Consider the following 15,906-nt stretch of genomic DNA (forward strand, 5'->3'; position numbering starts at 1 on the left):
AGCGAAAATGATGGACTCCATGTACATTGCCCTTATCATCATTTGGGCCTTTCTATTTATATATTCCATAGCAGGTTCCATTGACTTTGGTGCCGGATTTTGGGCTATGTATTACCAGAATAGAACCGATACGGAATCATCAAGTATTGCCAACAGATACCTCTCCCCTTCTTGGGAAGTGACCAATGTTTTTCTTGTTTTGTTGGTTGTAGCCTTTGTTGGCTTTTTCCCTGGTGGTGCCTCATCTCTCGGCACACTGATGATTGTGCCTTTCTGCTTGGTGTTAATCCTTCTCACCATTCGTAGTGCTTTTATGGTGTACTCTCACAGTGTAAAAAAATATTCGAGACTCTTTACAATCTTCTCTGGTACTACAGGCCTTTTAATTCCAGCCTTGCTAATCACCATTCTCCCCGCTGCAATCGGCGGTTATATTATGGACGATGGCGTCAATCAGTATATTTTAGTAGACCGTTTATTCTCAAGCTCTACCTTCTATACTCATATTGGATTCGGCCTTGCAACAGAGCTTTTTCTCTCGTCTCTTCTATTAAGTGACTATGCACGTGAAGCAAACTCGATGGAAACGTATCACACCTACAGACGAAATGCGATGACTCTCGGTCCCATCACCCTTGCTTTTGCCGTAGCGGCCATCTTTACACTCATCCCCCACGCTCCCTGGATGTTTGAAAACATTACAGAGAACTGGCGCTTAGTGTTACTCGGCTTATCGTTCCTTGCCTTCATCATTGGCTATAGTGCTCTATGGTGGCCCGCCAAAACCAAACGAAAAGTGGGACAGCCACGCTACGCAGTAATTTTTATCATTATCCAATTTGGACTAGCTAGCTTCGCTTACAGCTCTGCTCAGCTCCCTTACTTACTTTATCCTGATGTAACAGTGCAAGAGGCCTTTACCAATGAAACTATGTTCAGGCTCCTTCTCTTCGGCTACGCTGGAGGAATGGCTGTGCTCATCCCCGTTTTCATCTGGTTCTGGAGACTGTTTATGAAGGATAAGAGGTACTTGTTGAAGTAATAGGAAAAACGACCGAACTTTCACCCAAAGTTCGGTCGTTTTTTATTTTTGTGTGGGATGAAAGCCCCCCTAAAAAAGTGTTAAGTATGTTAAAACAGGTATCTGATAAACTTTCTGACGATGCTGTCACAGATCAAGAGTTTCTTACGAGTATGCTTTGTGTTAAAATTGGTTAAAAGTAACAAATAATATTACCTGATTTGAATGCTTTTTTTTCATTAAGATTATCAAATCCTCTTTGAACAGTATCTAAATTCGTTGATTCACTAAGTAAATCAAATTGCTCAGTTGAGAGTGTACAGGACAACTCTTTGAGTGAGGGTGACTCATGATAAGAATAGAATGCCTTTAGGTCTGTTTTAGCTTCTGGTACCTTGACCAAATTCATGAATAATTTCATGAGACACCACATGTTCAAACCAATAGTCTTCTGCTAAAGAATGAAGTAAGAACGAACGTCTCGTCTCTAGATTTACAAAGCGTAATAAATGAGATGACGTTGCGTAATCATTAATAAATTCTTGCCTATCCTCACTCAAAGGAATTTCATTTTTAGCTGATTACTCGAGATCCCATACACCTTTCATAATGAGCTGATGAGATGCTCAATTAATTACTATACTCCACGCTTCTTCTGATTTTTCACCAAGCATACTTTCTCCCATACCTCTAGCTGTTTCAGGGTGACCGCATAAAGTGAGGAGTAGGACAAGTTCTTCTGTCGAGCAGGTTAATATTGGTTTCATAGTTATCGTACTTTATAAATTTGAACTTTATAATATTTTTAAGTTAATCCTCAAGAGGGCTGAATACACCGATATATTCCATGAAAGGGACAACCCCTCCATAGAAGCCAATTATACTAATGAAAAGTACAGATCCATAAATTAACTTTAGCTTTATGAACGAATATCTTTGTTCTAAGTACCGGTATGAAACATGTGGAATACAAAAAAAACAAAGGTAAATAGGGTGTAAAATCTTTTCTTCTAATGTAGCTGGCTTTGGAAATCTAAAAATATCAATAAATTTTTCAACTGTTTTAAGATTACCTACACAGAAAAAAATAAATCCAAAAGCAAAATGACAAGATATCGTATAAAAAATAAACACTAAAAATAGAAAGTACATTTATTTCTCCAATCTCAAATTAATTTAATTAAACCAACCAGTAACTGTTGAACCTAAATTTCCTAAAGCTTCTCCAGCTTTACTTGCCGTTTCAGTCACAGCAGTTTTTGCATCATTAAAAGCTTTTCCAGAAACTAGATACTCAGCAGCATCTTTCGCATGTGAACGATTTTGTCTGCAACTTTCCCTCCGACTGCACCACCAACAAATGCAATTCCTGCAGTCCCTACTCCAGGAATCGGAATGAGAGCTGTGTACCCAAGGCGCCTCCAATCGCTGCACCTACACCAGTTACACCTAAATCAGTAACTGCTCCAGCACTAAACCTAGAAAAGTTAACTCCAAAAGATTTATCTTCTTTAAATTCTGATCCGTGCGACAACACAGTCCTTTACCAACCGGACCTACCGCCCTGACATCTTTCAATACCTTTATCAACAATTTGATTCTTAGCAGCATTCAATCCTCTCCCTATTGCATTTTTACCTTTATCAATATAAGGAGCTGCTGCATTTTTTGCGTTATTGAAGGTTGATTTAACTTGATTATTAAAACTATTTAATCCTTTTTTGGTAGCATCGCCTACATTAAAATTTGAGAGGACTTGTCACCTACAATATCCTTAACTATAAGTTAGATTGCGTTTTATTTATATAGCTAGCTGTTGCATCTTTGGCAGCATTAAACCTTGCCTGTTTGTGTGCTCTACTCTTTCATCTAACGCAATCATATCAGTAATTATTCTACCTGCTCTGCTATTTAAAATATTTTTTCCTTTTGCCATAAGCCCATCTGCAATCATGGCCGGGTTACTCATCAATGCCTGAAATCTATTTACTTTTTTCATAAGGGTTTGAGCATTTTCGCTAATGGCTATATGATTACCGGCTCCTGCAAGAAACTCACAGGATCGAATAACGGATCAAACTAGTAGACTTCAGACGTTAAGAAGTTCTTTAGATCGAGAATTAGCTAAAGATAAATAGACTTTCAGGTGAAGAGAGTTTTTTTGTTAGAAGCACAAATACGAAGACGAAAAAAGTTATCACATACTCATTGTAAATGTATCGTTGATAAATCAAAGGACATATTTTTATTTTTAACTGAATCTTATCTATTAAATTTTATAGGGAGTATCAGTTTATGTAAACTAATCTGTAACACATTAGAAATAACTCTCCCCCTTAACCATTGCGGTTACCAAGAAACAGTGATGGTTCGACTGTAGTTGGTTGTTTTAAATAATATTCTTTGATTTATGAGGATGATAATTATGTATATGTAATGGAGTTTATATTGTTACTATGAGCCTTGTTTACCCGCCATATAGGTTATTATTTAGTAGGTTCTCTAATTTAAACACTTCATTAATTTATAGCGCTTGCTTTTTATTTTGGGATTATTTCTATTTGGTGTGGTGGCTCCTTACTTAGAAAGTACAGGTAAATTCGATTAAAAGCAGAAGCCTATTCCAAAAAATTATGTTAAGACTGAGAGTATCTTTCGAAGTAATAGGAAAAACGACCGAACTTTCACCCAAAGTTCGGTCGTTTTTTATTTTTGTATGGGATGAAAGCCCCCCTAAAACATGACAAATAATGTCTAAAAAGGACATTTGCACGATAGAAAACATCATTATTATCCAGTAATATAAAAATAATAGAAAAATTAGGTTTAGATATGAATATTAAGGTAATACAATGAAGGAAATACTGTACAGTAACTGTATATCAGTGGAAGGAGTTACCCCGAGGTGAGCGATGAAATTAAATTAGACCCCCAACTACAAAAATTAAACGTAAGCAACATCCGAACCAGCTCCCAGAACCTAGAACCTACTGCAACCGTCTATAACGAGGGATGGACAGAGCTCGACTCCATCACCTTAGTCAAACAAAACTTAGTTGATTTACAAAGAGTCGTTAGACAATATAAGTCCTTAGTAGAAACCAATAGCACGCAAATCGAATCACTCGTAGAACAATTTAGCCAAGCAGAAGAGCAGGTGGCGGAGGGGATTAAAAGATAATGAGCCAAAAATCACTCGATGCAGCTAACGTATTACCAATGTTAGAGTCTATATCAACAGAAACCAACAACCAGAACAAACAACTTACTGCATTTAAATCTACCTTACAAACGAATGTAACTGGTTTAAGTAGCCAAAAAGGGGCAACCTCTAGAAATGTTGTTGCTTTTTGGAGAGAAGTCCACTACCCATTTATTGAGTTGCTTGATAGTGTCATGAATGAATTTGCAACGAGTCTGCAAACGATGAATAGTGAATTGAATGGTGAATTCTCTAGTATGGCTGCAATTAGAGAAGACTTTCTTTCAAATGACCTTCAAAATCAACTTGAGAACCTTAAGCGTACTGCGGAGAATCATGGTGAAGGATTAATGAGCCTTTCAAGTGAGTATAGTGACGTGATAAGTCTGCCTTACTTTGACTACACCTCTATCATTGACGGTCTAAACCATTCAATTAAAGAAGCAAATACTACTCTTGAATTATTGTATAGTAAAGATTCGTCTTTTAATCAAACTCAGCAGAATATTAGTAATAGTATAGTAGCCCTAGAAAACTATCTAACTACTATGACTTCGAAATTAACATCTGGAAGTATCTCTATATCTAACTTTAATAGTTCCTCAGTAAAAGATACCGCCGAATGGAAGGAAGTTCGTAAAGAAAACCTAGTAAGAAGATACCAAGAAGCTCTTACCTTAATGGGTGCTAATCATTTTTTGGCTAATTCCTCTCACCCTGTTGCAAAGGCTTTTTTGGCTGCTTCTGGTGTTGGCTTGAAAACCACTGACAAAATCCTTTACAGTGCCGTTTCTTCGGCCAGATCATCTATTATAAACCAAGCATCTACTCTGGCTAGTACCGAATTCGGACAATCGTACATGCGTCGTCTAGGTACGTTCGGAGTTCTCATGAAAAACTCTGATAAAATTGCAGACGTGTTTAAGGCAGGAGCGAAGGATATACTTAGCCAGAAAGCAAAAGACGCTGCAGGTGCTGCCCTACAATTTAGTCATAAAGTAAATTTAGCAAAAAATGTAATGAATAGCGTTTCTGGCGTGGCTTCAGGCTATTTATTACAAGGCGCAGCTCAGCTGGCATTGAATCCTAATGCGCAAGCGTTAGCTAACAAAGCGAATGATTTTGATGTGTATGGGGCGATTGATGTTGCAAAGAAATGGGTTAATAATCTTGATAATAGCTCTAAATTGTTAGAATATGCTTTAGAGAATAATTTTGCTCCTATTCCTTCTTTATTAAATACAGTTAAAAACAGTTTCAATAGTGCTACAAGCAAGGGATTATCAGTATTAGGAGAGGCTAAAGACAGATTTAACTCAGCAAAGAATATTGGAGGTAGAATTTATGATATAGAAAAAAATTATTTAAAAAATACGATTAATACCTTCACAGATAATGCAGTCTCTCGATTTTTAAATAATGATAAGGTTCAAGCTTTTAGAAATCAAGTATCTTCTCTTAAAACAAATACTATCCAAGGTATTAACCACGCCAAAAACAGTTTTAATAGTGTTAAAACTGCCGCTTCTCCTTATATTAATAAAGGAATGAATGCTCTATCAAAAGGTTTAAACACTACAAAAGATCAATTAGTTGATAAGGGAGGAAAATTAGTAAACTCTAGGTTTGTAAAATTACTTGGTCCTGCTGGGTATACTTTAACAGGAATGACTCATCTAAGCGAACTAACCGACCCTAGTAACGATGGAAAAACAATTGCCGTTAAAGGAACAAGAGCTGGAGCTGGGGCTGTTACAGAAGTTGGTGGAGCTGTAATTGGAGGATATATAGGTGGAGCAGTAGGATCATTTATTCCAATTCCAGTATTAGGTACTGCGGCGGGGGCTTATTTCGGTTCTTTAATAGGAGGAAAGATTGGTAGCAAAGCTGCACCTTACGTTAAAGATGCAGCTGAAAAGGCTGTTAATTACGTAGGAGAAAAAGCAAGTAAAGTTAAAGATGCTGCAAAAGGAGCCTTGTCTGATGCAAAAGGAGCCTTGTCTGATGCAAAAGATAAACTTGGAGATTTAGGATCTTCAGTAGTAAGTTGGTTGAACTAAAAGTAGATGTGATTTTCGAACAAATTTGATCTACTTTTAGATTCATTAAGATTGGCTAACTTTTTGCATTATAGAATTCTAGATTGGAGAATTAAATGAATTACTTATTAGTACTTGTCTTTTTTGGTTTAGTAACAAGTCATTTTAGTTTTGCATTAGCATTTCTTTTTCTAGGTAATCTTAAAATACTTACAAATTTCATAAATATGTTTCGAAATGAGAATCCTCAAAATATATCAGATTGGATTGCTCATATTATTTATGTTTGTTTGTTTAGTTTACCTTACCTATCATATAAAGCACTTGAAAAAAGATATTCATTTTGGATAACAAAATTATTTTACTGTATAGGATTTTTTATATCATTTTTGCTTCTATTTGGAGTTTTAATGCCTATAGCTGAATCTTTTGGGTTACTTAGATTTATGGAAAACATCTAATTTCAAATTAAAAAAGGATGATGATTATGAAACCATTACTAACCTGCACAACAGAAGAACTTATCCTCCTCCTCACCCTTTGCGGTTTTTCAGAAACAGCTAGAGGTTTAGGAGAAAGTATGCTTGGAGAGAAATCAGAAGAATCTTGGAATACATTAATTGATGGTGCCTCGCATCAACTTATTCTAAAAGGAGTTTGGGATCTTGAGAAGTCGGCTAATGATGAGATTCCTCTAAGTGAAGATTTGCAAGAATTCATCCGGGACTATGCTACTTCTTCTTATTTACTACGATTTGTAGATATTCAAGCAGGACGTTCTTTCCTACTTCATTCATTAACGGAAGAATATTGGATAGAGCATGTGGTTTCACATGATATCATTCACGAATTTGGCCAAGTAACTGTCTCAGATGCTAACAAAGATCTTAAATCGTTTTATGCTTTTAAAGATCCTTCAACTATAGAAGAATTGTCTTTTACACTCTCGACAGAGCAATTTGACTTACTGAGCGAATCATCAAATTCAGAAAATATTCAAAGTGAAATTGATAAGCCTGATGAAAAAAGAGCGTTTGATCAATTCATTCATGTACTAAAAGAACATAATTGGGAACTTCAGAATGTTAGCCGATTCTACTTAGGCGAAAATCAAAATGAATTACAAATGACCGATATTTTATTTTTCATGAATTCGAATGATGGTATTTGGTGTGTGGAATATATTGAAGAAAATGAAGATATACTGGTTCATTTCACTTTGAAAAGCTCAAGTGACTGGTTAAGTAAGTGTATGAAACTAGTTAAAAAACACTTTGTACAACTAGAAACATTGTAAAGGTAGTGAATGAATTGTATAAAACAAGTTTTGACAAGAAATTCATCATATTTTTAACATTATTCTTACTTACTGCTGTTACTGCGTTTATCTATACTTTTTTTGACGATTCCCCTAGAGGTTTGTTCTTTAGAACAATAGGTATACCTATTGTAGGTATAGGCGTTCCCATGATAATTAGGAAAATCCCTAAAATTTCGTATAATCTAAATGACGATCATCTTTTAATTAAAACAGGAGTTAAGGATTTTATCGTTAAATATGAAACAATGAATACCGTGCACTCAACTAGTTCTAGCATAAAAAATATCGCAAAGTCCGCTAACTCTTTTGGCTTACGTGTTAATACAAACTTTAGTGAAGGTGTAACGATCATCTTAAAAGATGATAAAAGACCATTTGTTCAGATCACTCCGAAAGATAAGGAACAATTCATAAAAGAATTACAGGAAAAAGTTCCAAACCTTACAAGATCTCAAGAACCATTTTAACGGAGGTAATAACAATGTCCGAAGCCCTTTTTCGTTCCCAGATTAAAAACTCTGAATTTTTCTTAGCTTCAGCAGTCGATGAGAATGAGCGTTTAAGAGACTGCAGAGGCAACCTTAAGGCACGAAGAGCGAGTATGCAAAGCTCCAAGCCTAATTTTAGCAAGCCTGAACTAACCATGTCTACTTGGAGGGGAACCCACGCTGACAAATTTGATGAAAATCGAGAAAGTGGAGTCGTTGATACGTATAACTCACTCCTTGATAAAGTTGACGACGCACTTGACCGAGTAGAACAAGCGATAAATAATTCACAGGATCGAATTACGGATCAAACTAGTAGACTTCAGACTTTAAGAAGTTCTTTAGATCGAGAATTAGCTAAAGATAAATAGACTCCCAGGTGATGGGAGTTTTTTTGTTAGATGCACAAATATGAAGACGGAAAAAGTTATCACTTGCTCGAGGTAAGTGTATCGTTGTTCAATCAAAGGAAAATATCAGGATATAAAGAATTAGCAGATGTAAATACAAGAGTAAAATAATGAAGTTTAGATAATTACGTATTGAGGGTGATTACAATATAACGCCCCCTAAGATAGGAGAAAAGCATGGATTTCCTTATTCTGTTTTTTATATCTTATACAATAGCCTGTTACTTTGGATTCGGCGCAACATTTTTCCTTGTAGGAAACTTAAAAACTTTAGAGCAACTAATCGGCATATTTCGATTCCCGAACCCTAAAACATTTGAGAAAAAATTCTTAAATTCTATACATCTTTGTTTTTTGTATGTTCCTCACGCTTCCTATCGCTTCCTAGAGGAAAGTTATTCATTTATTAAAGTCAAATTAATCTATGGTTATACTTTTTACTTCTATGTAAGTTTTTTAACCTTCATCCTTCCTTTTTTAGAGGAAATTGGCGCGTTAAATTCTATAGATAGAACATGAATTAATTTAAATAACAATGTTAGTTAGTTTAATTAGAATAGATATTAATTCATAATATTTTCAATCGGGTGGTAGATAATGGAATCTAAAGATATTTTATTTCTAATATTTATGATGATACTTGCTTTTCAAGGTATAAATGCATTTAGTTTAACATTAGTAGGTCCAATATATCGACGCTATATAGAAGGTTTTTGGACGGTCAATCCCAAAAAAATAGATGAATGGCTATTTAATTTTGTTTATATTTTAACCATGAGTATTGTTTATCCTCCTTACATGTTTTTATTCAAAAGATATTCCCCATGGAAAACAAGTTTAATTTATGGAGCGATTTTTATACTCTTAACATTTATCTTTGTGGCATTTATAGCACCAGCCATAGCAAATTTTTTTGATTTGAATTAAAGCTTCAATATTTAAATATAAAAATAATTAATTGCAGCTAAGAATCGAATTACTATTAAAGATTAGAAGAGAGCAGTAAATTTAACAATTGAGATTGGAGAACAAATGTATTTTTTATTTATAGCTTTTATATTTTATACAGTAGCCTGTTACTTTGCTTTCGGGATTACCTATTTCTTAGTGGGTAACTTTAAAACATTGGAAAAATTAATTGATATTTTCCGATTTCCAAATCCGAAAAAATTGGATGAGAAATTCTTAAATCTTATCTACCTTTATTTTTTAGTGTCCCTCGAGTTTCATATAGATTCTTAGAAAAAAGATTTTCTTTCATAAAAGTAAAACTGATATATGGATCTGTGCTTTTTGTAAGTATAATTTTGTTTTTCGGCGTAGTTGTTCCTTTCATGGGATATATAGGTGTATTCAATCCGTTAGAGGATTAATCTTATATTTTTTCGAAATTGCGTTTTAAAAAAAGGGTGAAAACTAAGATCCAATACTTATATATATCTTGAGCTGAGATATTCTTTCATAAAGGTCATTTCTGAAGGAGAAATTATTGGCGTAGCTATAAGGATAGATGGTCAAACAACATAGAAAAATTAACTTGAGTACACATACATAATACTGAGAACACTATCACTCTACTTAAAAGTTATTAGGTGTTATTAGTAAGTGAATCAATGATCAATCCTAGAAAGATCTCAGGATAAAAGGCATTAGTGAATTTGAAGTATAGAGAAACATAATTTTGTTTAAATAACACCTTATTTAGGGAAGTTGTCCTTCCTTTTTTGGAGGACATAGGGTTTTCAGATCCGCTAGAGTACTGTTAATTAATTGAGAGATTAAATATATTGATATATCTAAATTAATGTATAGATCGGAGAAAAGTATGCTTTTCTATCTTTGGGTATTTTTTCTTTATACTATATCCTGTTATTTTGCTTTCGGAATTACATTTTTCTTCGTTGGAAACCTTAAAACACTAGAAAAATTAATTGATATTTTCCGATTTCCGAACCCTTCTACCTTTGAGGAAAAATTGTTACATCCCATTTATCTTTGTTTTTTTAGTGTTCCACACATATCCTACCGATTTTTAGAAGGAAGATATTCGTTTATAAAAGTGAAATTAATTTATGGGCTGTGCTTTTCGTAAGTATAATTTTATTCTTCGGAGTTTTATTCCTTTTAATGGAGCATATAGGTTTGTTCAAGCTCATTGAGGATACACAAAAATAAACTAAAATAAAAAAGGATTAAGACCATTAAACCAATATTAACTTACTCGACAGAAGAACTCATCCTACTCATCCTCTCTTTATGCGGTCACCCTTAAACAGCTAGAGCTATAAGAATTATTGTACTGCGTGAGATATAGCTTCTCATTAGCTCATAATTAAGCTGATGAGGAAATCGAGAAATTATACACAAAATAGAATTTATTTGAGTGAGAAATATACACGAATATATATATTTTGATTGGAGGTTACGATGTATTTCCTTTTTTTAGCTTTTATAGGTTACACTTTAGCTTGTTACTTTGGGTTCGGTGCAACATTTTTACTTGTAGGAAATTTTAAATATTTAGAAACCCTTATCAAACTTTTCCGATTTCCAAAACCCCAAAAATGGGATGAAAAGTTTTTAAATCTAATTTATCTTTGTTTTTTGTTTGTTCCTCATGCTTCTTATCGATATTTAGAAAAAAAATATTCATTTATTAAAGTAAAAGTGATTTATGGATCTGTTCTTTTAGCTTCTATGTTAGTTTTTTTGGGAGTAATCATGCCTTTTCTGGGATATATCGGGGCATTTGAATCTTTAGAAAGATAATCAATACTTAATTAAGACTGTTTGTTAATAGTTAGAAAAAAGGTATTCGTTTATAAAAGTGAAATTAATTTACGGGTCTATACTTTTTAGTAGTATCCTTTTATTTGCTGGTGGAGTAATTCCTTTCATGGAATATATGGGCGTATTTCGTTACATAGAGAATTAATTTTACTGGCCCTTCCTGAAACAGCTTTTAAAAAAAGCTCCTACCACTGGCAGGAGCTTTTTTTATTTAGCTTCAATCGATTCATTCATATTGGGTAAATCTCTTTTTAATCGTTTTGAAATTACTTTACCGAATAAGGCAGCGAGGATTTGTTGAAACAGCGTTCCCATAATTACTGGCAGTGAAACGGCTGGTGGAAAGTATACAACGGCGATGGCTGCGCCTGCGCCGATGTTTCTCATGCCGCAGTTATACATAATACTAATTGATGTTTCAGCTGAGAAACCAAGTCTTCTTGAGGTCAGGAAGCCTACTAGGTAACCTGATATGGCCAATAGTAGAACAACTAAGAAGATACGGACGACGTTTGAATCAATTGAAGATAAATACGGCGCAACAATTGAGCCATTTAACATAATGACTGTTAATAGACTTAGTTTTGCGAATGGGGCGAGTGATTTGCTCATCGTCATGATTTTGCCTTTTCTCAAATAATTAACGAGTATGCCTACAGCTGATGGAAGCATAACCATCATGATTAATCCACTCATCACTCCCCATGTATCCATGGAAATCGATCCGCCAATTAGTAGATTTAATGTGAATGGTACGATAAATGGAGAAAGTAATGTATTAATAAGAATGATAGCTAGTGTCAAAGATCGACTTCCGTTATAAATGGACACCCACATGAGGGTCACTACGCCCGTCGGAATTGTAAAAGCTAACAAAAGGCCAGTGATCGTCTCAAAGTTACCTGAAAAGAATAGATGCCCTACTCCAAAAGCAACGAGAGGCATGATCACCTGGAGGATAATCATACTTGTTAAGATAGGCATTGGGTAATGAATGATGTTTCGGATATCCTTTGGACTAATAGCTAAACTACTAGCAAACGTAATAAAGGCAAAAATATATGGAACAAGAAAAACATAATTTGAATAAAACGAACTCAACCATACACCAATGATGACAGCAATCGGCGTCAAAAAAGGCAATGCTCGCTCAAGCATACGATTTAGCGTAACTAACATGGAATCTCTCCTACTAACGATTCTCTTTTTTTATAGTGTATCATATGAATTAATTTTTCTGTGCAGACGTGTTGGTTGTGGTGGGGTTAGGCGCGGGATTGGTGTCTGGGTAGAGTTTTTGAGCACCGCGGTCTCTTTTTCGCGCATAATCAACAGTTTCGCGCACGCGCCCTATCTTTTTGAGCACCGCGATCCCTTTTTCGCGCATAATCAACGGTTTCGCGCACGCGACCTAACTTTTTGAGCACCGCACTCCCTTTTTCGCGCATAATCAACAGGTTCGCGCACGCGGCCTTAGTTCCCGCGCACCGCGGTCTCTTTTTCGCGCATAATCAATGTTTTCGCGCACACGCCCTTACTTTCCGCGCACCGCGGTCCCTTTTCCGCGCATAATCAACAGTTCCGCGCACGCGACCCCATCGCTCACACCCTCTTCCCCCAAAACCACAAAGAAACGCAGTCATCACTGCGTTTCTCGTATCCTACTTATCTTTCTTCACTTAAACGTATGAATTCTTCTACGTCCTTTAGTACTACGTCAATGGCTTGTTGCCAGAACGCGGAGTCTGTTAGGTCTGCTTGCAGGTGTTTTTGTGCTAGGTCTTCTACTGTCATGCTCGCTGTGTCTTCTAGTAGAGAGATATAGGCTTTTTCGAAGGAGCCTCCTGCGTCGACTGCTTGTTTGTAGATACCAAGGCTGAATAGGTAGCCAAAGGTATATGGGAAGTTATAGAATGGCACGTGTGTGATATGGAAATGAAGCTTCGATGCCCAGAAGCTTGGTGAATACTCAGAGAGTTGGTTTCCGTAGGCTTCTCGTTGGGCTTCTTCCATGAGTGCGTTAAGTTCTTCAGCTGATAGGCTTTTCTTTTTACGTGCTTCATAAAATCTTGTTTCGAATAGGAAACGGGCGTGTATGTTCATGAAGAATGCAAGGGCACGCGAAATTTTATTTTCTAGTAAAGAGAGCTTCAGCTGTTTGTCTTCTGCTTCTGCCACGAGTGCGTCTGCTACAATGGTTTCGGCGAATGTAGATGCTGTTTCAGCTACGTTCATTGCGTATTGTCGGGCAAATGGCTGCTTTTCTTTTAGGCAATGGCTGTGATAGGCATGTCCTAGTTCGTGCGCGAGTGTGGCTACGTTTGCCATGGAGCCATCATAGGTCATGAAGATACGTGACTGCTTTTTAAGAGGGAATGTTGTGCAGAATCCTCCTGGACGTTTGCCTGGACGATCTTCTGCTTCAATCCAGCCATCACGCAGGGCACCTTCAGTGAAATCAGCAAGCTCGGGACTGAATGTCCGGAAATGCTTAATAATAAGATCACACGCTTCTTGATAGCTGATCTTCTTATCGTTTTCAACTGGAAGGGGAGCTGTTACGTCATGGAAAGACAAAGTGTCCACACCAAGTAGCTCTGCTTTTTTAGACATAAACTTATAAAATGCAGGCTTATTTTCTGTAATTGTGTCCCACATGGCGTTCAGTGTTTTTTCTTGCATACGGTTATAGGCGAGTGGTTCTTTTAAGACGTTCTCCCAGCCTCTTGCTTCGTATAATTTTAAGCGGAAGCCAGCCAAGTGATTAATCGTTTGTGAGAACACATCCGATTCTTTTTGCCATGCTTCTTCGTTTGCTTTAAATGCTTTCTCGCGAACAGAACGGTCACTGCTGTTCATGCGATTTTGGAGTTGACCGGCAGATAATTGTTTTGTTTCGCCGTCTTCTTCAAATGGAATTTCAAGACGTCCAACGGCTTGATTATAAAAATTACCCCACGCATGATATCCATCAATCGCTAGGCCAGCCGCAAGCTTTTCTTCAGCAGGTGAAAGCTTATCTTTTGCCTTTTGGCGTTTTTCTTCAAGGTTAAACGTGACCTCATTTAGTTCAGTACGTTCTGTCACTTGTTTAAATTCTGCTTCACTTAACTCGGCAAGTTCCTGCTCAAGACTTGCTAATAGATTTTGTTGTTGTGCACTAATTTCTAAAAGCTGCCCTTGCAACATCAATGCTTGTTTATCCTTCACATTTTGTGCGGTTAAACAACTAACAAAACCACCGGCATGTTGGTTTCTTAGACCAATCTCTTGGATGCGCACAAGGCCTTTGACTAGCTGGTCCTCTGATAACGTCCCTTCCAGCTCAGCTTCTAACTGTGATAGCTGGGCTTTTGTTTCTTCTAAGAAATGTTGGAATTCAGCAGAATCACTTCCACCTTCAAAAAAAGTTTCTAGGTCCCAATTTTCAGGATAATGCATATGTATCTCCTCCTAAGTATTTCGGATTACGTAATACTTAGTTTATCAAATTTTTCAGAAGATAGCATCTATTAATTATCCGAGAAAAATTGCACCATATAAAAGGGATCCTAAAATAACAAAAGCTGGGTGGACTTTGAACTTCTCCAATAATAAGAAGCTTGCTACGATCAGAATAACCGTTTGAATCGCTCCAGCTGCTCCCCATGATTCAGCAAAGAAATCATAAGCAAGGACTCCAAGCAGGATCGCAATAGTTGGTTTAATTAATTTAGTCAGTAATTTAATTTTCGGTGAATCTTTATATTTTAATAAAATATTTAATAGAACAATCATCAATAAGACCGTTGGTGCAACCATAGCAAAGAGTGCGACTGCAGCTCCAGGAATGCCGGCTACTTCATAGCCGATCTGACCAGCTAGCTTTGTTGCGATTGGACCCGGGAGTGCATTTCCTAATGCGACAAGTTCACTAAAATCCTGATTCGTCATCCAGCCATACCGGTTGACGACTTCATTCTGAATAAGAGGAATAGATGGAGGTCCTCCCCCATATCCAACAATTCCAGGTATAAAAAACGCAATAAATAATTGAATATAAACCATTAGATACTCCTTCTAGCTTGCTTGCTGTTCATTTTGTTTCTTAACCGGTTTTAATAATGCAAACGCAATAAGTACAACAATAATAATTGCAGGATGAATGCCTAGTAACTGCATTCCTACAAAACTAACAACCCCTAAAATAACCGTTCCAATCCACCCTAAACCTTTTCCAGATTGCTTCACAAATGTGTAGGTCATCACAAGAAGCATAACGCCAACTACAGGTGTCACAGCTTGAGTCATTCCTTGCACAATAGACGATTCACTAAACGATGATAAAATACCAAGTAATACAGCTAGGATCACCACGGTTGGGATGACTGTAGCAAATAACGCATTAAGCATACCAGCCCATCCACCAAGTCTATAACCTATGTAACCAGCCATCTTTGTTGCAATGGGTCCGGGTAAGGTATTTCCTATAGCTAAGATATCACCGAACTCCTCATCATCCATCCATTTGTATCGCTTCACGACTTCATCATGAACCAGTGGAATGGTTGAAGGTCCACCACCGTAGCCAAGCATCGTCGATCTGAAAAAAGCAATAAACAGATCTTTTTGCATCTTCCAATTCATATTCTTTCC

The 15,906-nt window shown here is 36.4% G+C and carries 15 protein-coding genes; 8 read left to right on the plus strand and 7 right to left on the minus strand.

The window, feature by feature from the left end:
* Positions 1-10: 10 nt before the first annotated feature.
* Positions 11-1,042, plus strand: coding sequence for a cytochrome d ubiquinol oxidase subunit II (locus J2S05_RS15185; protein ID WP_306984266.1), 1,032 nt, complete (start codon positions 11-13; stop codon positions 1,040-1,042).
* 172 nt (positions 1,043-1,214) lie between these two features.
* Here the strand turns inward: J2S05_RS15185 and J2S05_RS15190 are convergent, their stop codons facing one another.
* The 3 genes from J2S05_RS15190 to J2S05_RS15200 form a co-directional block, all read right to left on the minus strand.
* A complete protein-coding gene (locus J2S05_RS15190; protein ID WP_306984268.1) occupies positions 1,215-1,442 on the minus strand; it encodes a hypothetical protein in 228 nt (75 codons plus the stop codon).
* Between the two features lie 205 nt (positions 1,443-1,647).
* Complete coding sequence (locus J2S05_RS15195; protein ID WP_306984270.1) at positions 1,648-1,788, minus strand: hypothetical protein; 141 nt, start codon at positions 1,786-1,788, stop codon at positions 1,648-1,650.
* Positions 1,789-2,822: 1,034 nt separating this feature from the next.
* Positions 2,823-3,020: a hypothetical protein gene (locus J2S05_RS15200; RefSeq protein WP_306984271.1), complete on the minus strand. Its 198-nt coding sequence runs from the start codon at positions 3,018-3,020 to the stop codon at positions 2,823-2,825.
* Between the two features lie 906 nt (positions 3,021-3,926).
* Between J2S05_RS15200 and J2S05_RS15205 the strand changes: the two genes are divergently transcribed.
* The 7 genes from J2S05_RS15205 to J2S05_RS15235 all read left to right on the plus strand — a co-directional run bounded on the left by J2S05_RS15205 (position 3,927) and on the right by J2S05_RS15235 (position 11,250).
* Complete coding sequence (locus J2S05_RS15205; RefSeq protein ID WP_306984272.1) at positions 3,927-4,202, plus strand: TIGR04197 family type VII secretion effector; 276 nt, start codon at positions 3,927-3,929, stop codon at positions 4,200-4,202.
* Positions 4,202-6,283, plus strand: a complete 2,082-nt coding sequence (locus J2S05_RS15210) for a T7SS effector LXG polymorphic toxin (RefSeq protein ID WP_306984274.1) — start codon at positions 4,202-4,204, stop codon at positions 6,281-6,283. The genes J2S05_RS15205 and J2S05_RS15210 overlap by 1 nt, the downstream gene beginning before the upstream one ends.
* Before the next feature lie 466 nt (positions 6,284-6,749).
* A complete protein-coding gene (locus J2S05_RS15215) occupies positions 6,750-7,559 on the plus strand; it encodes a hypothetical protein (protein WP_306984275.1) in 810 nt (269 codons plus the stop codon).
* A 14-nt stretch (positions 7,560-7,573) separates the two neighbouring features.
* Entirely contained in the window at positions 7,574-8,050 is a 477-nt protein-coding gene (locus J2S05_RS15220; protein WP_306984276.1) for a PH domain-containing protein, read from the plus strand.
* A 14-nt stretch (positions 8,051-8,064) separates the two neighbouring features.
* Positions 8,065-8,442 carry a YwqH-like family protein gene (locus J2S05_RS15225; protein WP_306984277.1) on the plus strand — a complete coding sequence of 126 codons (378 nt, stop codon included), beginning with the start codon at positions 8,065-8,067 and terminating at the stop codon, positions 8,440-8,442.
* 636 nt (positions 8,443-9,078) lie between these two features.
* Positions 9,079-9,408 carry a hypothetical protein gene (locus J2S05_RS15230; protein WP_306984278.1) on the plus strand — a complete coding sequence of 110 codons (330 nt, stop codon included), beginning with the start codon at positions 9,079-9,081 and terminating at the stop codon, positions 9,406-9,408.
* Positions 9,409-10,908: 1,500 nt separating this feature from the next.
* Positions 10,909-11,250, plus strand: a complete 342-nt coding sequence (locus tag J2S05_RS15235) for a hypothetical protein (RefSeq protein ID WP_306984279.1) — start codon at positions 10,909-10,911, stop codon at positions 11,248-11,250.
* Between the two features lie 228 nt (positions 11,251-11,478).
* On the opposite strand, the gene J2S05_RS15240 is transcribed toward J2S05_RS15235, so the two are convergent.
* The 4 genes from J2S05_RS15240 to J2S05_RS15255 all read right to left on the minus strand — a co-directional run bounded on the left by J2S05_RS15240 (position 11,479) and on the right by J2S05_RS15255 (position 15,897).
* A complete protein-coding gene (locus J2S05_RS15240) occupies positions 11,479-12,450 on the minus strand; it encodes a bile acid:sodium symporter family protein (protein WP_306984280.1) in 972 nt (323 codons plus the stop codon).
* Between the two features lie 486 nt (positions 12,451-12,936).
* Entirely contained in the window at positions 12,937-14,712 is a 1,776-nt protein-coding gene (locus tag J2S05_RS15245; protein WP_306984283.1) for a M3 family oligoendopeptidase, read from the minus strand.
* A 75-nt stretch (positions 14,713-14,787) separates the two neighbouring features.
* Positions 14,788-15,318, minus strand: coding sequence for a chromate transporter (locus J2S05_RS15250; protein ID WP_306984284.1), 531 nt, complete (start codon positions 15,316-15,318; stop codon positions 14,788-14,790).
* Between the two features lie 12 nt (positions 15,319-15,330).
* The gene (locus tag J2S05_RS15255) at positions 15,331-15,897 is read right to left on the minus strand and encodes a chromate transporter (protein ID WP_306984286.1); all 567 of its coding nucleotides are present in this window, start codon (positions 15,895-15,897) and stop codon (positions 15,331-15,333) included.
* Positions 15,898-15,906: the final 9 nt, after the last annotated feature.

Origin of the sequence: Alkalicoccobacillus murimartini (assembly GCF_030813245.1) — a bacterium.
In the GTDB taxonomy this organism is placed as follows: Bacteria; Bacillota; Bacilli; order Bacillales; family Bacillaceae_D; genus Alkalicoccobacillus; species Alkalicoccobacillus murimartini.